The following is a 20,272-nucleotide window of genomic DNA, read 5'->3' as shown; positions in this document are numbered from 1 at the left end:
AATGGCAACTGCAGTCGAAACCCTGGGTAAACTCGAACGTCGCTTGACGATCTCTTTTCCGCTGACTGACGTCCGTACGGAAGTGGAAAAGCGCCTGAAACAGCAGGCCAAAACGGCCAAGGCACCTGGCTTCCGTCCAGGCAAAGTTCCACTGAAAATGGTCGCGCAGCAATACGGCTACCAGATCGAATCGGACGTGCTGAACGATAAAGTCGGCCGCGCGTTCAATGACGCCGCCAACGAGAACCAGCTGCGCGTTGCCGGTTTCCCAAAAATCGAACCAAAGGAAGATTCCGCCGAAGGCGTGCTGTCGTTCGACGCCACCTTCGAGGTCTATCCTGAAGTCGTCATCGGCGACCTGTCTGGTGTCGAGATCGACACCGTGAAAGCCGACGTGTCGGACGCGGAAATCGAAAAAACCATCGACATCCTGCGCAAGCAGCGCGTGCATTACCACACCAAGGGTGAAGCTGGCGAACACGGCGACGGCGGCGAGCCGATCGCAGCCAATGGCGACCGCGTAACGGTCGACTTCGTCGGCGTGATCGATGGCGTTGAATTCCCAGGCGGTAAAGCGGAAGACTACGCATTCGTGCTCGGCGAAGGCCGCATGCTGCCGGAATTCGAAGCAGCCACCGTCGGCCTGAAGGTCGGCGAAGCAAAAACCTTCCCATTGGCATTCCCTGCCGATTACCACGGTGCTGACGTGGCCGGCAAAACCGCCGAGTTCACCATCACCCTGAAAAAGCTGGAATGGGCGCACCTGCCGGCAGTCGATGCCGAGTTCGCCAAATCCCTGGGCATGGAAGATGGCGATCTGGACAAAATGCGCGCCGATATCAAGGTCAACCTGGAACGCGAAGTCGCGGGCCGTGTCAAGGCACGCAACAAGGAAGCCGTGATGGATGCCCTGGTCAAGGTCACCGAGATGGAAGTTCCTAAAGTCATGATCGCCCAGGACGCCGAGCGTCTGGCCGAGATGACCCGCCAGGACATGGCGCAGCGCGGCATGGATGTCAAGGATATGCCATTCCCGCAAGAACTGTTCGCCACCAAGGCCGAGCGCCGCGTGCGCCTGGGCCTGATCCTGTCGCAACTGGTTGGCGACAACAAGCTGCAGGCAACGCCTGAGCAGGTCAAGGCGCAGATCGAAGATTTCGCCCAAAGCTACGAAGATCCGCGTGAAGTACTGAAGTACTACTACAGCGATCGTCGCCGCCTGTCGGAAGTCGAAGCTCTTGTATTGGAAGAAAACGTCGTTAACTATGTACTCGGTATCGCGAAAGTCACGGCCAAGGCTGTTGCATTCGACGAGTTGATGGGAAGCAACGCACAAGCTTAAAGCTTGCTTTAGGCTGCTTACAAAGGAAGAGACAGGTATGAATCACAATCCGGCATTGGATACACAAGCACTCGGCCTCATTCCGATGGTCGTGGAGCAAAGCGGCCGCGGCGAGCGCTCGTACGATATTTACTCGCGCCTGCTCAAGGAACGCGTAATTTTCATGGTCGGGCCGGTGCATGACCAGATGGCCAACTTGATCGTCGCCCAGTTGCTGTTCCTCGAGAGCGAGAATCCGGACAAGGATATTTCGCTCTACATCAACTCGCCTGGCGGATCGGTGTCGGCCGGCCTGGCGATCTTCGATACGATGAACTTCATCAAGCCGGACGTGTCGACCCTGTGCACCGGGATGGCCGCCTCGATGGGCGCTTTCCTGCTGGCCGCTGGCGCCAAGGGCAAGCGTTTCTCGTTGCCGAACTCGCGCATCATGATTCACCAGCCGTCCGGTGGTTCGCAAGGTCAGGCGTCGGACATCGAAATCCAGGCCAAGGAAATCCTCTACCTGCGTGAGCGCCTGAACCACATCCTGGCCGAACGTACGGGCAAGACGATGGAACAGATCCACAAGGATACCGACCGCGATCGTTTCATGTCCGGCGACGAAGCCGCGGAATATGGTCTGATCGACAAAGTCCTTGCGAAGCGCGAATAAAGTCCTAGCGCGGGCCGCGCGGCCAGTTGCACCGACGGCGCCAGGCGGACCTTGAGAAAGCGTAGCGAGCGGTGCACCTGTTGTTCGAGAAGCGGGCCGTACACACGTACGGCGAGCATCGCAGAACGACAATTGCGCCGCGTTGTAGCTTTATCAAGGTTCGCCTCAGGTGTTGCTCAAAAAACGCCCGTGCGCTACAACGTTCGGGCGTTTCGTTTTTATTTCGGGTAGCATGCTGTTAGCGCGCCCCCTTGTAGCGCTTCGGTTCGCGTTACATTTATAGCAATTCAATAGAAACCTGCCCCATGTCAGACAAAAAATCCTCCAGCGGCGAAAAACTCCTCTACTGCTCGTTCTGCGGCAAGAGCCAGCACGAGGTGAAGAAACTCATCGCAGGTCCATCCGTCTTCATTTGCGACGAGTGCATCGACCTGTGTAACGACATCATCCGCGACGAGACCTCGAACGTGGAAACGGTGGCCGGCGCCAAGTCCGACCTGCCGACTCCGAACGAGATCAAGGAATTGCTGGATCAGTACGTGATCGGCCAGCAAACCGCCAAGCGCATCCTGTCCGTTGCGGTGTACAACCATTACAAGCGCCTCAAGCACCTGGGCAAGAAGGATGAAGTCGAACTGGCAAAGAGCAACATCTTGCTGGTCGGTCCTACCGGTTCGGGCAAGACCCTGCTGGCGCAGACCCTGGCGCGCATGCTCAATGTGCCGTTCGTGATCGCCGACGCCACCACCCTGACCGAAGCCGGTTATGTGGGCGAGGACGTCGAGAACATCATCCAGAAGCTGCTGCAAAGCTGCAATTACGAAGTCGACAAGGCCCAGCGCGGCATCGTCTACATCGATGAAATCGACAAGATTTCGCGCAAATCGGACAATCCGTCGATTACCCGCGATGTCTCCGGCGAAGGCGTGCAGCAAGCTTTGCTCAAGCTGATCGAAGGTACGATGGCGTCGGTACCGCCACAAGGCGGGCGCAAGCATCCGAACCAGGATTTCGTCCAGATCGACACGACCAACATCATGTTCATCTGCGGCGGCGCGTTCGACGGCCTGGTCAAGATCATCCAGAACCGTTCCGAAAAGAGCGGCATCGGCTTCTCGGCCATGGTCAAGAGCGAATCGCAGCGCGCCAGCGCCGACGTGCTGCTTGAAGCCGAACCGGAAGACTTGATCAAGTTCGGCCTCATTCCCGAACTGGTGGGCCGCCTGCCGGTGGTTGCCGCCCTGTCGGAACTGACCGAGGAAGCGCTGATCCAGATTCTGATCGAGCCGAAGAATGCCTTGATCAAGCAGTATTCCAAACTGCTGGAAATGGAAGGCGCGGAACTGGAAATCCGTCCGGCCGCCTTGCACGCAATTGCCCGCAAGGCACTGGCACGCAAGACCGGTGCGCGCGGTTTGCGTTCCATTCTTGAACATGCACTGCTCGATGTGATGTACGAATTGCCAAATCAGCAGAATGTCATCAAGGTCGTTATCGATGAAAATTCGATCACGAATGGCGCCAAACCTTTACTGATTTACAGCGAAAGCGCAAAAGCATCGGGCGAAAACTGAAATTCTGCGCTGCGCACGCAACAAAAGCATTGATTCCTGAATTCTTGGCGGTACAATTTACCTCAATAAAAGAATCAGGCTTCACTCGAAAAGCCACTCGCAGCGGAACCCGCTGCGCGGTGGCTTTTTTATTTGATCCGATAAAATTTTTTTAGATTATTCCGGTTGTATTTGAATCAAGTTGATGAATTGTTCAAATAACTTGTAGAAATATTTTATCTGCCGGTCTTGTGTTTTGGCAGTCAGTGCCAACATCGTAAACACGCTTTCTATAAGGTATGCCATGACAACTTCCAAATTAACCGAGCAAACGACGCTGCCCTTACTGCCGTTGCGCGACGTGGTCGTCTTCCCGCATATGGTGATCCCACTGTTCGTCGGCCGTCCGAAATCCATCAAGGCGCTGGAAGCAGCCATGGAGCAGGGCAAGAGCATCATGCTGGCGGCCCAGAAGGCTGCCGCCAAGGACGAGCCGTCCGCGTCCGACATCTATGAAATCGGTTGCGTGGCGAACATCCTGCAAATGCTCAAGCTGCCAGACGGCACAGTCAAGGTACTGGTCGAAGGCGCCCAGCGTGCGCGCATCAACCACATCAGCGATGCGCCGACGCACTTCATCGCCGACCTGACCCCGCTCAATTCGGAAATCGGCGACGACTCCGAAGTCGAGGCGATGCGCCGCGCGATCGTCCAGCAGTTCGACCAGTACGTCAAACTGAACAAAAAAATTCCGCCTGAAATCCTCGCATCCTTGGCAGGGATCGATGATGCCGGCCGCCTGGCCGATACGGTCGCCGCCCATCTGCCGCTCAAGCTTGAGCAGAAGCAAGTGATCCTGGAAATCTTCAATGTCGCCAAGCGTCTTGAGCACCTGCTCGGCCAGCTCGAAGGCGAGCTCGACATTCTGCAGGTGGAAAAGCGCATCCGCGGCAGGGTCAAGCGCCAGATGGAAAAATCGCAGCGCGAGTACTATCTGAACGAGCAGGTCAAGGCGATCCAGAAGGAACTGGGCGAGGGCGAAGATGGCGCCGATATCGATGAACTCGAGAAAAAAGTCATCGCCGCCAAGATGCCGAAGGAAGCGCTGGACAAGGCGACCAACGAACTCAAAAAGCTCAAGCTGATGTCGCCGATGTCGGCCGAAGCCACCGTCGTGCGCAACTACATCGATACCCTGGTCAATCTGCCGTGGAAGAAAAAATCCAAGGTCAATAACGATCTGTCGAACGCCGAGAAAGTCCTCGAAGGCGATCACTATGGCCTGGACAAGGTCAAAGAACGTATTCTGGAATACCTCGCGGTCCAGCAACGGGTCGACAAACTGAAAGCGCCGATCCTGTGCTTCGTCGGTCCTCCAGGCGTGGGTAAAACCTCGCTGGGCCAATCGATCGCCAAGGCCACGAATCGCAAATTCGTGCGCATGGCTTTGGGTGGCGTGCGTGACGAAGCCGAGATTCGCGGCCACCGCCGCACGTATATCGGTTCGATGCCGGGCAAGGTGCTGCAATCCCTGGCGAAAGTCGGCGTGCGCAACCCGCTGTTCCTGCTCGATGAAATCGACAAGATGGGCGCGGACTTCCGCGGCGATCCATCGTCGGCCCTGCTCGAAGTGCTGGACCCGGAACAGAATCACACGTTCTCGGATCACTACATCGAAGTCGACTTCGATCTGTCGGACGTGATGTTCGTGGCGACTTCGAATTCGTTCAACATTCCGCCGGCGCTGCTCGACCGCATGGAAGTCATTCGCCTGTCCGGTTACACGGAAGATGAAAAGACCAGCATCGCCCAGCGTTACCTGCTGCCCAAGCAGATCAAGGCGAATGGCTTGAAGGAAGAAGAAATCGCCGTGGCCGAAAGCGCGATCCGCGACATCATCCGTTACTACACCCGGGAAGCCGGCGTGCGTTCGCTCGAGCGCGAAATCTCCAAGATCTGCCGCAAGGTGGTCAAGATGCTGCTGTTGAAAAAGGCCGATAAAAAGGTCACGGTCAACGGCAAGAACATCGACAAGTTCCTTGGTGTGCGCCGTTACGATTTCGGCGTGGCCGAGAAAGAGAACCAGATCGGCCAGGTGGTCGGCCTTGCATGGACCGAAGTGGGCGGCGATCTCTTGACCATCGAGGCGGTGCAAATGCCGGGCAAGGGCGGCGTCATCCGCACCGGTACCCTGGGCGACGTGATGAAGGAATCGATCGAAGCGGCGCGCACCGTGGTGCGTTCGCGCGCCAACCGTCTGGGCATCAAGAATGACGTGTTTGAAAAAGCCGATATTCACATTCACGTGCCGGAAGGCGCGACCCCGAAAGACGGTCCATCGGCCGGTATTGCGATGACCACCGCGCTGGTGTCGGTCTTTACCGGCATTCCGGTCCGGGCCGACGTGGCGATGACGGGCGAGATCACCCTGCGCGGCGAAGTCCTGCCGATCGGCGGCCTGAAAGAGAAGCTGCTGGCGGCGCATCGCGGCGGCATCAAGACGGTGCTCATTCCGGAGCAGAACGTCAAGGACCTGGCCGACATTCCGGACAACGTGAAGAACAAGCTCGAAATCGTTCCGGTACGCTGGATCGACAAGGTGCTGGAAATCGCGCTGGAACGCATGCCGACGCCGGTGGTGGAAGTGCCGGCTGTTGCCGCGGTGGCGGCCACGCCCCCGGTCGATGGCGCGGTCCCGCAAACGGACATCGTCAAACACTAAACCGGTAGTAGCGCAGTACCCACGCAAGCGTCTTCGGACGCTTGTTTCTTTTTGGCTTGGCAGGTGGGTTGGTATTTGGCTTGACAGGCGGAGGGACGGCTTGTTTAATACGCGCTGCGGATTTATTTTCGCCGCATATCTTATGTAACGGGGCACAAGTGAACAAAACAGAATTGATCGAAGAAATCGCGAAGTCGGCGGACATCACCAAGGCCTCGGCCACGCGCGCGCTCGACGCGATGATCGATGCCGTCACGGCCAGCCTGCAGAAGAACGACAGCGTGACCCTGGTCGGCTTCGGCACCTTCTCGGTGGGCGAGCGCGCCGCGCGTACCGGCCGCAATCCGCGCACCAAGGAAGCGATCAAGATCGCGGCGGCGAAAGTTCCTAAATTTAAAGCTGGTAAAGCGCTTAAAGATGCAGTAAACTAATGTCCTTCGGTGAGGTGACAATCACCGGAAAATGTCCAGCAGCACTCGGTGACACGGGTGTGCTTACGGGGGTTTAGCTCAGTTGGTAGAGCAGCGCCCTTACAAGGCGCGGGTCGGGAGTTCGAGCCTCTCAGCCCCCACCAGAGCCTGGCATGTAGTACCAGTATTTTTTACGGAGTGGTAGTTCAGTTGGTTAGAATGCCGGCCTGTCACGTCGGAGGTCGCGGGTTCGAGTCCCGTCCGCTCCGCCAATAAAAAATACGCTGTTTCATTCGAGGAGTGGTAGTTCAGTTGGTTAGAATGCCGGCCTGTCACGTCGGAGGTCGCGGGTTCGAGTCCCGTCCGCTCCGCCAACGAATAAGAAGAAACGAATTAGGAGTGGTAGTTCAGTTGGTTAGAATACCGGCCTGTCACGTCGGGGGTCGCGGGTTCGAGTCCCGTCCGCTCCGCCAGCATAAAGCAGTACGATGGTGTGTTCCCTGATCGGGGAGCGCGCCGGGAATCAGGAGTCGCCCGCACGGGATTCCACGGCTGGTTCAACGCAGCCGGGTCCTGGCAGTCCTGTCAAAAGAAAAGAGGCGAACGAGAGTTCGCCTTTTTTTTTATGTGTGCGTCTCGATCGCATTTAATCGCAGTTTCATTCATCCCGAATTGGCAAACCATGTTTGAATTTATTCGTAATCACAGGCGCTGGATCCAGATTGTGCTGGGCGTGCTGGTCGCCGCATTCGTGGTCGGCAGTATCGTGAGCAGTACTACTGGCGGCGGCGACAGCGCCGTTCAAGTGGCCACGGTCGACGGCAAGAAGATCACGCAGCCCGAATGGGAAGACGCCCAGCGCAAGCAGGTCGACCGTTATCGCGCCGCGATGGGCGCGCAGTTCGACCAGAAGCGCTTCGATACGCCGCAATTCAAGCGCGAAATCCTCAACAACCTGGTCGCTCAGCGCGCCGTGGAAGCTGAAATCGCCCGCAGCCACCTGACCGTGGGCGACGATGTGCTGATCAACACGATCCAGCAGGATGACACGTTCAAGACAAACGGTAAATTCGACGTGGAAGTGTACCTTGCCGCACTGGCCAACGCGCGCATGACCGCCGACCAGTACGAGGCTAGCCTGCGCAGCAATTTCGCACTGCAGCAGCTGACCGGCACCGTGCAGGAAACCTCGTTCGTGCCGCGTGCCGTTGCCGCGCGCCTGTCCGACACCTTCGACCAGGAGCGCGAAGTGCAGGAACTGCTGTTCTCGTCCAAGGAGCAGCAAGCCCAGGTCAAGGTCACCGACGAGATGATCAAAGCCTTCTATGACAAGAACGCCGCCTTGTTCCAGATTCCGGGAAAGGTCAAGATCGAATACCTGCTGTTCGACGCCGCCGCGGTCGAAGGCCTGGTCAGCGTGACCGACGCCGAAGTGGGCGAGTTCTATAAAAATAACTTGAAGCGCTATACCGCGCCGGAAGAGCGTCGTTACAGCCACATCATGTTCAGCGCCGCCAAAACCGCGAGCGCCGCCGACAAGGCCGCCGCCAAGGCCACGGCCGAGGCTGTGCTGGCCGAGCTGCGCAAGGCGCCTGAGAGTTTTGCGGCCGTGGCCAAGGCCAAGTCGCAGGACGTGGCAACGGCCGAACAGGGCGGCGATCTGGGCGAGGCGAAGAAGGGTGAATTCCTCAGCGCGGCGCTGGAGCCAACCGTATACAAACTCAAGCAGGGTGAAATCAGCGACGTGGTGGAATCGGAATTCGGTTACCACATCCTGACCGTGACCAAGCTGGTTCCCGAGGTCGTCAAGCCGCTCGACGAAGTCAAGGATGCGATCACCGCGGAAGTCAAGAAGCCGAAGATGTCCAAGAAGTATTCGGAACTGGCGCAAATTTTCAGCGATACGGTGTACGACCAGTCCGACAGCCTGAAACCGGCTGCGGACAAGCTCAAGCTGAAGATTGAAACGCTCGACAACGTGACGCGCACGCCGAATCCGGCCTTGGGCAAGTCGCCATTGAATAGCGTCAAGCTCCTGAACGCGGTGTTCACGAATAGCGTGCTCAAGAACAAGCGCAATACCGATGCCATCGAAGTCATGCCGAGCACCCTGGTTGCCGCCCGGGTAGTGGACTACAAGCCGGCGACCCTGCGTCCGCTGGCTGAAGTGAGCGACATCATCCGTGTGCGCGTGGCCGAGCAGGAAGCGGCCAGCCTGGCTAAAAAAGCCGGCGAAGCCAGGATTGCCGCCGCCAAGGTCAATGGCGACGCCAGCGGTTTCGGCGATACAAAGGTCGTCAGCCGCGCCGCGCCGGCGGGCATCAACCCGACCGCGCTGCCCTTGGTGCTCAAGGCCGACACGAGCAAGTTGCCAGCCTATGTGGGCGTGGACTTGCCGGGCATCGGCTACGGCGTCTATCGCATCGGCAAAGTTGCGCAAGCGGCCAAGCCGGACCTGGCGCGCCGCGCGGCGGAGCAGCGCGACATCGCCCAGCGAATCGGGCAGGCTGAGATGCACGGTTACATCGACGCGCTCAAGGAAAAAGCCCATGCCAAGGTCGTGGTCAAGACTGACGTCGTCGCGGCCGATTCGACAGCTGCGCCAGCAGTGAAGTAATCGCTGTTCAGGCAGATAAAAACCCGGTCGCTCGCGCTACCGGGTTTTTTTTCGCCGGCCGGACCGGCTGCATGCTCAACTGCCCGGCACCAGGACGCCGCGCTCCGTGCCTCGCCCACACATTGAATCAGGACATGATGGCTAGCTTAGGTTTGATCGTGAATGTGGCGCAGCGCTCGCTCGATGCGGTAGCGCTGTCGTTTTCCCCACCAGCCACGTCCACATCGCGGACGATTCGGTGGAACGGGCTGATTTGTCTTTTGATCGGCTTGGTTTGTATTGTCACTGGCGGCCTGCTCATCGCGGTCAGCCATGCGCCGCCAACGTTGGCCATGATGCCCGTCATGCTCGCATACGCCTTTTTCACGGTGGGAGGATATCGGCTCATCCGCGGCAAGGAACCGGCTCCCGCGCATAGCGCCGAAATCTCGTTTTCCCGCATTTTTATCGGCTGCTTTTCAGTCGTGTTTTGTGTCGCTCTGCTGCTCGGCCTCGTCAAGATTGCCTCTTTTCTGTTCGAGAAATAGCGGTCGCGCCAGGCCGGCCGGAAACAGGCGCGGCTTTCAGCGACACTGCCGGCAGTAAACGCAGCAAATCAATCGACAATTGCTGCATTTTTCCGATTGAACCGGACACCGTTATATGTACGAAGTTGATTAAGTATCGGGGTTGGGCGAGATTATATGCGCGGTGCAGGCAATGTTATTTAAGACCAGGCCATTTAAAGGACAATCGGGGCGCCTTATGCCTTGTCCCGGATATTAAACGGTACGGAGGCGCGCAACGACCTTGTGCGCTCCTCGACATAGTTCGCAGGATATCTCCGGCATTGCTACGCCTGTGGCAAAATGTGCGGGCGGACCAGGCCAGCAATAGGCTGAGGCAGTCCGATTCAAGGAAACGCATGCAAAAATTGATTTCAGAATTGACGAGGTTATACCTGCCCGAGGGCACGTTGACGCCAGACATGATGGCGCAGCGGCGGCTCGGGCAGAGTTCCCTGTCTGTCAATCTGGCGGACAGTCAGGGCCGGACGTGCGCCATGGTGCTCGCCTTCCGGAAAACGTCTGGTGCCATGGAAGCACAGCACTGGAGCCGCTTGTGCATGGTGGCCAATGCCTTGCAGGCCGAGCTTGGCTTTCCCGCGCCGGCAGTCAGTGTTTCCGGTGCCAATGGTTACTACCTGTGGATGTCGCTCGACACGCCCATGCCGGTGGCCCAGGTACAAACGTTTCTGGAATTGATCCGCAAGGCCTACACGCCAGACATGGACCTGGCGCCGGATGCCGCTGGCGCCGCGGTGGAATTGCCGCCTTGCCTGGACTCGCGCAGCGGCAAGTGGGCCGCATTCATCGATCCTGGCCTGGGCGCTTCCTTTGCCGACGAGTCCGGGCTGGAAATGCTGCCGCCGCTGGCAGGCCAGACCGCGCTGCTCGAGCGCGTGGAGAGCATCAGCGCCAAACAGTTCGCGCATGCCGTCCACGTGCTCGGACAGGCGCATGGTGCGCCCGAGATGCCCGCCGTTGCGCCACGTGCGGCTGCCGCCGGCGCCGATGGCTTGCTGCTGCGCGACGCTACCCTGGAAGACATCGTGCGCTTCCTGCATGCGAAAAACATCGAGCCGACGTTCCGGCATCTCATTTCCTGAACGATGGCCCGGGCGGCCGGAAAACCAATGCCGGCGCTCAGCTCCAGCCGGCCTCGTCCAGCACCTCAAGCGACAACTGCTCGCACAGCAGTGCAAATTCATCCTTCGCATCGGCCCGCACCAATAGCGCGTTCCAGTTGTCGTCTTCATCGTCGCTCAGCACGAACAACTGCTGGCCTTGCCCGACCGACCATGCCTGCAACGCCGACAGGATCTGGCCGATGCGGGCCGGGCCTTCCGGCGGCGGTGGCGGCGTGAACGCGGGCAAGGCGCGCGCGGCGCACATGGCCACCACATGGTCGGCCAAGGTCGCATCATCCTTGAGGTCCGCCTGAGCGCCGCAGCCCAGCCCCGCCAGTACCTCCATCGCGCTGCACAGGGCCGGCATGCTCTTGCGCTTTTTCAGTCCCTTGTGCGCCTTCGCGATCATCTCCGGCTGCTCGTTGCACGCCAGTTCCAGCCAGCGCACGTATGCCTCGGCGGGCTTGAGGGAATACACTTTCTTCGGCTGCCGGTGCGGAGCCGGAGGAATCTCCGGGCCGGCGCCCACGCCCGTGCCCCGCCACGCGTCGCGCTTGGGGCGCACGTGGCTGCGGTAGTAGTCCACCAGCTCGCGCGGATAGTAGGGCAGGTCGCGCAAGGCGCTGTCGTCGGCGTCGCAGGCACACACGGCCAGTGCAATCTCGAACGGAAAATGCTCGAAGAGATGCTTGCCTTCGGCCGGCGCTTCGCGGTAGCCGTACGGCTTCATGAGCTTCGGCCACTGGCGCATGCAAGCTTCCAGCGCGCGGCCGCGCGCAGGTTCGTCCAGCAGCAGCGCATCGATGACCGATTCTTCCTGCGGCGTCGATGACTTCGGATTGTATTTCCTGGCATAGGCCGTCGACGGAACGAAGGCCTTGAGCAGCATGTCAAACAACACCGGGCCGTCCTTGCGCGCGAACCAGCTGTCCGCGCGTGCCAGTTCCGTGCCATCCTCGTCGAAGCAAACGAAGGCGAACAGCCACAGCAACGCCCACGGTTCTGCCGCGTTGACCAGCACATCGTGCTCCGGGAACAGCGCCTTGCACATTTCCTGCGTTGTGCGCAGGGTGGGCAGCATCTCGCCCAGGAACCAGGCGCGGATGCTGCCCAGCGTATCGCCCCGGGCAAAGCGGTACAGCAGGCATTTTTGCTGATGGCGCGGAACGGTCAGCAGGTTGTACTGGTTGTATGGATCTTCCGGCTCTTCCGCGTAGCGGCGCAGCAGCCACGCGACCTTGCCGTCGGCATCGTTGACATGGGAATCCATCTCGCCAGGCGTGCTGCCCAGGTTGCGCGGTGTCGTCATGCCGTCAACATATCAGGGCTTGCTGACGCGGCGTGCAAATGGTGCGCCGCAGCCAGGAAATCCGCCTCGCCGATATCGTCCAGCTGCACCACCTCGGCCTGGCCGACCTGGATAAAATTGCGGTCGATCGAGCGCAGGTAAGCCGGATCGTAATGTGCAGCCAGCAATTCATCGACCAGCACCGGCATTTGCCCGCCACTGGCCAGCGCGTGCCAGCTATCGATCTTGTCGCGCCCGTGCAGCTGCGTCAGGCAGTCGAGCTGGGTGTTGAGCGTATCCGGGCTCTCGGTGAAATGCTGATAATCTTCCATCAGCAGGCGCACCCGGTTCGGCCGCGACAATGTCAAGGACACGCAGGGCGACTGGCGCATCTTGTCCATCAGCGCATCCGGAACGCGCAACTGGCCGACCTTCTTGCTTTCCGATTCCACGAACACGGGCCGCGCCGGATCGAAGCGCCGCAGCTTTTCCCAGATCAGGGTCTCGAACATTTTTTGCGATGGCTGCGGCTTGCTCGGCAGGTTGCCCAGCACCGAGCCGCGGTGCGCGGCCAGCTGTTCCAGGTCCAGCACCTGCGCGCCGATCGAATCGAGCACTTGTAACAGGCGGCTTTTGCCGCTGCCGGTGGTGCCGCAAATGACCTTGAACTCGGGCAGGGGTGTTTCCAGCAGCGCCGCGCTGACATGCGCACGGTAGGCCTTGTAGCCGCCGTCGAGCTGCACCGCCGGCCAGCCGATTTTCGCCAGGATCAGCGCCATCGAGCCGCTGCGGTTGCCGCCGCGCCAGCAGTACACCAGCGGACGCCATTCTTTCGGCTTGTCCAGCCACAGGGTTTCGATATGGCGCGCGATGTTCTTGGCCACCAGCGCCGCGCCGACCTTCTTGGCCTCGAAGGCGTTGATCTGCTTGTACATGGTGCCGACCCGCACGCGCTCCGGATCGCTCAGCACGGGGCAGTTGATGGCGCCGGGAATATGGTCGAGGGCGAATTCGGATTCGCTGCGCGCATCGATGATGCAGTCGAACTGGTCGAGCCGCGGCAGCAGGGACGCAAAATTTTCAAGGGCGGGATATTTCATCGGGATGTCACCAGTGCGAGCAATTGCGGCCAGATATTTGCGAGGATGATCGGATGGGCTTGCGCGTTCGGATGCAGGCGGTCGGCCTGGAACAGCGCCGGCTTGTCGGCCACGCCGTCGAGCATGAACGGCACCAGCGGCGCCTTGTATTGGGTCGACAGCGATTTGTACATACCGAAGAAGCGCTCGGTGTAATCGCGCCCGTAGTTGGGCGGAATGCGGATGCCGACCAGCAGCACGCGCGCCTTGTTCTTTTGCGCCAGTTCGATCATGGTGCGCATATTCGCTTCGGCGGCCGGCACGGGCAAGCCGCGCAAGCCGTCATTGGCCCCCAGTTCGATGACCACGATGTCGGGCTTGTGCTGGGTGAGCAGGGCGGGCAGGCGCGCCCGCCCGCCGCTGGTGGTTTCGCCGCTGATGCTGGCGTTGACGACGGTGGCGTCGATTTTTTCGGCCTTCAGTTTCTGCTCCATCAGCGCGACCCAGCCTGCGCCGCGGTTCAGCCCATACTCGGCGGACAGGCTATCGCCCAGCACAAGCACGGTTTTTGGTGCAGAATAGGCGCTCGCCGAGGCAGCCATCATCAGCAGAGCGCAAACCGACCATTTTTTGAGATAAACAAGCATGCGTGACATTCCTGATTCTTCCAATCGTTACGTAAGTGACCATGCAAAGGCGTCGGCGGCGATCGAGGTGATCGGCTTGTCGAAACGGGTGGCCGACGCCAGCGGCGAACTCACCATCCTGCACAGTGTGGATTTTACAGTGCAACCGGCCGAGACGCTCGCGATCGTGGGCGCGTCCGGTTCCGGGAAGTCGACCTTGCTCGGGCTGCTGGCAGGCCTGGACACGCCATCGTCCGGCAAGGTCATCCTCGCCGGCGACGATATCTTCGCGCTCGATGAAGATGGCCGCGCCAGCCTGCGCAAGGCCAAGCTGGGCTTCGTGTTCCAGTCGTTCCAGCTGCTGGCGCACTTGAATGCGCTGGAAAACGTCATGCTGCCAATGGAATTGCGCGGTGAAAGTGATGCGAAGGACAAGGCGGCGGCGATGCTGGGGCGGGTAGGGCTGTCGAGCCGGCTGAAGCATTATCCGAAATTTTTGTCGGGCGGGGAGCAGCAGCGCGTGGCCCTGGCGCGCGCGTTCGTGACCGAGCCGCCGCTGCTGTTCGCGGACGAGCCGACCGGCAGTCTTGACGCGGCCACCGGCGAATCGGTGATTCAGCTGATGTTCGAGTTGAACCGGGAACGGGGCTCGACCCTGGTGCTGGTCACGCACGATCCGTCGATTGCGGCGCGCTGCGGACGCACGATTACGATTGCGGCTGGACGCTTGGTTTAGTCATCGCTTAGCGCCGTCGCCCCCGCGTCGTTCCCCCGTTCTCCATCCTTCCCCCGTCGTTCCCGCGAAGGCGGGAACCCAAGTTCCATGAGCCGCCAACGGCTTCGGTACCAACTTGGGTTCCCGCCTTCGCGGGAACGACGGGAGGCGGGAACGACCGGCCGTGGAGCGGTCAAGCCGGTTGCGACTAGCGCGCCAGCGCGTTCAGCACCGCGCGTGCCGCCAGCGGCAATTCACCCGCCGTCAAGCCAATCGGCCCGCTCCCATGCGCCACCAGCCGGTCGGCCGCCGCGCCATGCACCCAGACCGCGCCCAGCGCCGCCTCCCAGGCCTCCCACCCCTGCGCCAGCAAGCTGCCGCAGATCCCCGCCAGCACGTCGCCGCTGCCCGCCGTGGCCAGTCCCGCGTTCCCGGTCGGATTGATCACGACCGCGCCACTGGCATTCGCAATCACGCTGCCCGACCCTTTCAGCACCACCACCGCGTTCAGGCGCGACGCCAGTTCGCGCGCAGCGGCCAGCCGGTCGCCCTGCACCACGGAGCTGGTCACGCCCAGAAGCCGCGCCGCCTCCAGCGGATGCGGCGTCAGGATCGCCGGCGCCGCGCGCTGCGCCAGCCGCCCCTGCAAATCCGGACTGGCCGCGATCAGGTTGAGCGCATCGGCATCGATCACCAGCGGCGCCGTGCCTTCGAGCGCCTTGAACAGCACCCGCATGGCGATGACCGAATCGCCCATGCCAGGGCCGATCACCAAGGTGCCGTCGCCGCTGTCGAACTCCTGCGCGTCGCGCATCATGATCTCGGGCTGCGCGAAATCGACCGCTGTCAGGGGATCGATGGCCGCCACGAATACCCGACCGGCGCCGCAGAACAGCGCGCCGCGCGCCGCCAGCAGGGGCGCGCCAGCCATGCCTTTCGCCCCGCCGATCACGGCCACATCGCCAAAGCTGCCTTTGTGGCTGTTTTGCCGGCGCGGCGCCAGGTGCAGCGAAAACAGCGCCGGTTCGTTCAGGCACGCTCCTGCCGGCGGCCGCTGGCCCGGATCGATGCCCAGCGGCGCCAGCTGCACCTGGCCCGCGTAATCGCGTCCCTCGAAGGTATGCAGCCCTGGCTTGTCGCCGATGAAGGTAATCGTGCGCGTCGCCCGGATCGCCACGCCGTCCGGGCCGATCACGGCGCCGGTATCGGCATCGAGCCCGCTCGGCACATCGAGCGCCAGCACCGGCCGCCCGAGTTCATTGATGCTATCGACCAGCGCGCGCATGGCGCCCGCGAGCGGACGTTCGAGTCCGATGCCGAACAGGCCATCGACGATCAGGCTCCAGTCGCGCCCGAGCGGCAGGGTGCCGGCAAAGTGCGCCTTGCTGGCGCGCGCCCGGGCCAGTGCCTGCGCCGTCTCCACCGAGGGCGCCGCCGCGCCGGGAAAATACAGAACCGTGACGTCGGCTTGCGCATCGGTGTCCGGACCGGCCAGATTGGCCGCGACTTCGAGCGCATCGCTGCCGTTGTTACCCGGGCCGGCCAGCACCAGCACCTTGTGCCCGGCCAGCATGTCGCGCGCGGCGCTGGTGGCCGCCTCGCCGGCGCGCCGCATCAAGGTGCCCGCCGGCAGGGTCGCCGCCAGGGCATGTTCGATACTGCGGATTTCGGCCACGCTGTATAGTGATTTCATCATAACTCCGTTGCACGGGCACCAATATTGTGCCAATTTCAATACGTTCCGACTAAAATTTCGGGTTGGGCACTACAATATGCGCCATCCCAAACACATTTAAGGACGGCACATGGATTGGCAATTCTGGATCGATCGCGGCGGCACATTTACCGACATCGTGGCACGTCAGCCTGACGGCAGCCTGGTGACCCATAAATTGCTGTCCGAAAATCCGGAGCAGTATAGCGACGCGGCCGTCGCCGGCATCCGCCACCTGCTTGGTCTGCAAGCGGGCGCGCCAATCCCGGTCGAGGCCATCGAGGCGGTCAAGATGGGCACCACCGTCGCCACCAACGCCCTGCTCGAACGCAAAGGCGAGCGCACGGCGCTGGCCATCACGCGCGGCTTTCGCGATGCGCTGCGCATAGCGTATCAGAACCGGCCCAAATTGTTCGATCGTCATATCGTGCTGCCGGAACTGCTGTACAGCCACGTGGTGGAAATCGATGAACGGGTGGGCGCCCACGGCGACGTGCTTACGCCACTCGACGACGACGCCACCCGCGCCGCCCTGCAAACGGCCTACGACGACGGCGCCCGCTCGCTGGCGATCGTCTTCATGCACGGCTACCGCTACACCGCGCACGAAGCGGCTTGCGCACGCATCGCCCGTGCCATCGGCTACACCCAGGTCTCGGTATCGCACGAAGTGAGCCCGATGATGAAACTGGTCGCGCGCGGCGACACCACCGTCGTTGACGCCTACCTCTCGCCGATCCTGCGCCGCTACGTCGACCAGGTAGCCGCTGACATGCCCACCGTGAACCTGCAGTTCATGCAGTCGAACGGCGGCCTGACCGACGCGCGCGCCTTCCAGGGCAAGGACAGCATCCTGTCCGGCCCCGCCGGCGGCATCGTCGGCATGGCGCGCGCCAGCCAGCTGGCCGGCTTCGACAAGGTGATCGGCTTCGACATGGGCGGCACCTCGACCGACGTGTCGCACTTTTCGGGCGAATTCGAGCGCGTGTTCGAGACCCAGGTCGCCGGGGTGCGCATGCGCGCGCCGATGATGAGCATTCACACCGTGGCCGCCGGCGGCGGCTCGCTCCTGCATTTCGACGGCAGCCGCTATCGCGTCGGCCCGGACAGCGCCGGTGCCAATCCGGGCCCGGCCAGCTACCGCCGCGGCGGTCCGCTCGCGGTCACCGACTGCAACGTCATGCTGGGCAAAATCCAGCCAGCCCATTTCCCGCGCCTGTTCGGTCCCGAGGCCAACCAGCCGCTCGACCCGGAGAGCGTGCGCGCGCAGTTCCGCGCGCTGGCGCAGCAAATCGGCGCTGCCACCGGCGTCACGCCCGCGCCGGAGCAGGTGGCCGAAGGCTTCATCCAGATCGCGGTCGGGAACATGGCCAACGCGATCAAGCAGATCTCGGTGCAGCGCGGCCACGACGTGACCGAATACGCCCTCACCAGTTTTGGCGGCGCCGGCGGCCAGCACGCCTGCCTGGTGGCCGACGCCCTCGGCATGAAGACGGTGTTCGTGCACTCGCTGGCCGGCGTGCTGTCGGCCTACGGCATGGGCCTGGCCGACCAGCGCGCCATGCGCGAGCGCGCGGTCGAACTGCGCCTGCTTGATACCACGCCCGATATGCTGGCCGGCTATCTGCACGCCCTCGGCGACGGCCTGACCCGCGAACTCACGCACCAGGGCGTGGCCGCGTCGCGCATCCGCCTGGTGCGCCGCGTTCATCTGCGCTACGAAGGCACCGACTCGGCCATCATCGTCCTGTTCGATAATCCCGAGCGCATGAAGAGCCAGTTCGAGACCGCCTACAAGAAGCGCTTTTCGTTCCTGATGCCGTCCAAGGCGATGGTGGTCGAGGCGGTGTCGGTCGAAGCCATCGGCGCCTCCGACGCGCCGGCCGAGAGCCTGGTAGTGCTGCCCACGCGCGAGGGGCCGCTCAAGGCGCGCGAGACGGTGCGCATGTTCGGCGCCGACTCGTGGCACAACACGGGCCTGTACAAGCGCGCCGACATGCGTCCGGGCGACGTGATCAAGGGCCCGGCCATTGTCGCCGAGGACAATGCCACCACCGTGGTGGAACTGGGCTGGCAGGCGAAAGTCACGCCGCACAACCACCTGGTGCTGACCCGGATCGAAGCGCTGCCCGCGCGGCGCGCCATCGGCACTACGGCCGACCCGGTGATGCTGGAGATCTTCAATAACCTGTTCATGTCGATCGCCGAGCAAATGGGGCTGCGCCTGCAGAACACCGCGTATTCGGTCAACATCAAGGAGCGGCTGGACTTCAGCTGCGCGATTTTCGACGCCGCCGGCAATCTGATCGCCAATGCGCCGCACATGCCGGTGCATCTGGGCTCGATGGGCGAATCGATCAAGACCGTCATGACCGAGAACGCCGGCAAGATGCGTCCGGGCGACGTCTTCATGCTCAACGATCCTTACCACGGCGGCACCCACCTGCCCGACGTGACGGTGATTACGCCGGTATTCGACGAGGCGGGCGCCGCGATCCTGTTTTACGTCGGCTCGCGCGGCCACCACGCCGACATCGGCGGCACCACGCCGGGGTCGATGCCGCCAGACTCGGTGTTCATCGAGGAGGAAGGCGTGTTGATCGATAATTTCAAGCTGGTCGACGGCGCCGATGGGATGCTGCGCGACGTTGAAGCGCGCGCTCTCTTGTGCGGCGCACGCTACCCGGCACGCAATCCCGACCAGAACATGGCCGACCTGCGCGCCCAGGTGGCAGCCAACCAGAAGGGCGTGGACGAACTGCGCAAGATGGTCGCGCACTTCGGCCTGGCCGTCGTGCAGGCCTACATGGGCCACGTGCAGGACAACGCGGAAGAAGCGGTGCGGCGCGTGATCACGGCGCTGGGCGACGGCGACTTCACCACGCAGCTCGATAATGGCGCGCAGATCCAGGTCGCCATCCGGGTCGACCGGGCCGCGCGCAGCGCGACCATCGACTTTACGGGCACGTCGCCGCAGTTGGCCAACAACTTCAACGCGCCGTCGGCGGTGTGCATGGCGGCGGTGCTGTACGTGTTCCGCACCTTGGTGGACGACGAAATTCCGCTCAATGCGGGCTGCCTGAAACCGCTGAAGGTGATCATCCCGCCCGGCTCGATGCTCAATCCGCACTATCCGGCGTCGGTGGTGTCGGGCAACGTGGAAACGTCGACCTGCATCACCAATACCTTGTACGGCGCGCTCGGGGTCATGGCCGCCTCGCAGGGCACGATGAACAACTTCACCTTCGGGAACGCCAAATACCAATATTACGAAACCATTTCGGGCGGTTCCGGCGCCGGCGAGGGTTACAACGGCACCGACGTGGTCCAGACCAATATGACCAATTCGCGCCTGACCGACCCGGAAATCCTGGAATTTCGCTTCCCGGTGCGGCTGGAAAGCTATGAAATCCGGCCCGGTTCGGGCGGAGCAGGGCGCTGCCACGGCGGCAACGGCGGGGTGCGCAAGCTGCGTTTCCTGGAACCGATGACGGCGGCGATCCTGTCGAACAACCGCATCCATGCGCCGTTCGGCATGGCCGGCGGCAGCCCGGGCGCCTGCGGTGTGAACAAGGTGGTGCGGGCCGACGGCAGCATCGAGCTGCTCGCGCACATCGGCAAAACCGAGATGGCGGCAGGCGACCTGTTCGTGATCGAAACGCCGGGCGGAGGGGGATTTGGAGAAGCGTGCTCCGAAAATGTGTGAAATTGGCTACACTTGTGTCTAGGTACACAATTCAGTGTCGGATCACTAAGGGTTAGATTTTGGAATCACATGAGCAAAACGAACCCAGGCGGGTAGAACCGAGCCTGTTGCCGGAAAACGGGCCGGCACCGGCTGCGCCGGCAGTCCCTCCCGAAACGGCGCTGCCTTCATCGGAG

The 20,272-nt window shown here is 61.7% G+C and carries 14 protein-coding genes and 4 tRNA genes; 14 read left to right on the top strand and 4 right to left on the bottom strand.

All coding sequences use genetic code 11. The features are described from left to right. Position 1 precedes the first annotated feature (1 nt). The 12 genes from tig (at position 2) to IV454_RS24660 (ending at position 10,947) form a co-directional block, all read left to right on the top strand. On the top strand, positions 2-1,342 hold the full coding sequence (tig, locus tag IV454_RS24715; protein WP_206088283.1) for a trigger factor: 1,341 nt from the start codon (positions 2-4) through the stop codon (positions 1,340-1,342). A 37-nt stretch (positions 1,343-1,379) separates the two neighbouring features. Beyond that, positions 1,380-1,997 carry an ATP-dependent Clp endopeptidase proteolytic subunit ClpP gene (clpP, locus tag IV454_RS24710; protein ID WP_054262583.1) on the top strand — a complete coding sequence of 206 codons (618 nt, stop codon included), beginning with the start codon at positions 1,380-1,382 and terminating at the stop codon, positions 1,995-1,997. Between the two features lie 305 nt (positions 1,998-2,302). Then, complete coding sequence (clpX, locus tag IV454_RS24705) at positions 2,303-3,571, top strand: ATP-dependent Clp protease ATP-binding subunit ClpX (protein ID WP_054262582.1); 1,269 nt, start codon at positions 2,303-2,305, stop codon at positions 3,569-3,571. A 283-nt stretch (positions 3,572-3,854) separates the two neighbouring features. Then, complete coding sequence (gene lon, locus IV454_RS24700) at positions 3,855-6,272, top strand: endopeptidase La (RefSeq protein ID WP_054262581.1); 2,418 nt, start codon at positions 3,855-3,857, stop codon at positions 6,270-6,272. Positions 6,273-6,430: 158 nt separating this feature from the next. Beyond that, positions 6,431-6,703, top strand: a complete 273-nt coding sequence (gene hbs / locus IV454_RS24695) for a non-specific DNA-binding protein Hbs (RefSeq protein WP_054262580.1) — start codon at positions 6,431-6,433, stop codon at positions 6,701-6,703. Positions 6,704-6,770: 67 nt separating this feature from the next. After that, positions 6,771-6,846 (top strand) — tRNA-Val (locus IV454_RS24690). Between the two features lie 31 nt (positions 6,847-6,877). Continuing rightward, positions 6,878-6,954 (top strand) — tRNA-Asp (locus IV454_RS24685). A gap of 25 nt (positions 6,955-6,979) precedes the next feature. Next, positions 6,980-7,056, top strand: a tRNA-Asp gene (locus IV454_RS24680). Between the two features lie 22 nt (positions 7,057-7,078). Further along, positions 7,079-7,155, top strand: a tRNA-Asp gene (locus tag IV454_RS24675). 209 nt (positions 7,156-7,364) lie between these two features. Then, positions 7,365-9,299, top strand: coding sequence for a SurA N-terminal domain-containing protein (locus IV454_RS24670; RefSeq protein WP_206088282.1), 1,935 nt, complete (start codon positions 7,365-7,367; stop codon positions 9,297-9,299). Between the two features lie 134 nt (positions 9,300-9,433). After that, positions 9,434-9,826 (top strand): hypothetical protein, encoded by a 393-nt coding sequence (locus tag IV454_RS24665; protein WP_206088281.1) that lies wholly within the window; start codon positions 9,434-9,436, stop codon positions 9,824-9,826. A gap of 377 nt (positions 9,827-10,203) precedes the next feature. Then, the gene (locus tag IV454_RS24660) at positions 10,204-10,947 is read left to right on the top strand and encodes a hypothetical protein (RefSeq protein WP_206088280.1); all 744 of its coding nucleotides are present in this window, start codon (positions 10,204-10,206) and stop codon (positions 10,945-10,947) included. Positions 10,948-10,984: 37 nt separating this feature from the next. Here the strand turns inward: IV454_RS24660 and IV454_RS24655 are convergent, their stop codons facing one another. From IV454_RS24655 to IV454_RS24645, 3 genes are read right to left on the bottom strand one after another with little or no spacing between them, the layout of a single operon-like run. After that, positions 10,985-12,277: a PoNe immunity protein domain-containing protein gene (locus IV454_RS24655; RefSeq protein ID WP_206088279.1), complete on the bottom strand. Its 1,293-nt coding sequence runs from the start codon at positions 12,275-12,277 to the stop codon at positions 10,985-10,987. After that, the gene (mnmH, locus tag IV454_RS24650; protein WP_206088278.1) at positions 12,274-13,356 is read right to left on the bottom strand and encodes a tRNA 2-selenouridine(34) synthase MnmH; all 1,083 of its coding nucleotides are present in this window, start codon (positions 13,354-13,356) and stop codon (positions 12,274-12,276) included. Before mnmH ends, IV454_RS24655 begins: the two co-directional genes overlap by 4 nt. Next, a complete protein-coding gene (locus IV454_RS24645; protein ID WP_206088277.1) occupies positions 13,353-13,982 on the bottom strand; it encodes an arylesterase in 630 nt (209 codons plus the stop codon). The genes mnmH and IV454_RS24645 overlap by 4 nt, the downstream gene beginning before the upstream one ends. Here IV454_RS24645 and IV454_RS24640 point away from each other — a divergent pair. Then, positions 13,981-14,697 carry an ABC transporter ATP-binding protein gene (locus tag IV454_RS24640; RefSeq protein WP_054262574.1) on the top strand — a complete coding sequence of 239 codons (717 nt, stop codon included), beginning with the start codon at positions 13,981-13,983 and terminating at the stop codon, positions 14,695-14,697. The genes IV454_RS24645 and IV454_RS24640 overlap by 2 nt on opposite strands. Before the next feature lie 187 nt (positions 14,698-14,884). Here the strand turns inward: IV454_RS24640 and IV454_RS24635 are convergent, their stop codons facing one another. Beyond that, positions 14,885-16,369: an NAD(P)H-hydrate dehydratase gene (locus IV454_RS24635; RefSeq protein WP_206088276.1), complete on the bottom strand. Its 1,485-nt coding sequence runs from the start codon at positions 16,367-16,369 to the stop codon at positions 14,885-14,887. Positions 16,370-16,481: 112 nt separating this feature from the next. Here IV454_RS24635 and IV454_RS24630 point away from each other — a divergent pair, with 112 nt between their 5' ends. Continuing rightward, a complete protein-coding gene (locus IV454_RS24630; RefSeq protein ID WP_206088275.1) occupies positions 16,482-20,096 on the top strand; it encodes a hydantoinase B/oxoprolinase family protein in 3,615 nt (1,204 codons plus the stop codon). Positions 20,097-20,272 lie beyond the last annotated feature (176 nt).

Source organism: Massilia antarctica, assembly GCF_015689335.1.
In the GTDB taxonomy this organism is placed as follows: domain Bacteria; phylum Pseudomonadota; class Gammaproteobacteria; order Burkholderiales; family Burkholderiaceae_D; genus Telluria_A; species Telluria_A antarctica.
This window is presented reverse-complemented; position numbering and strand designations above follow the sequence as displayed.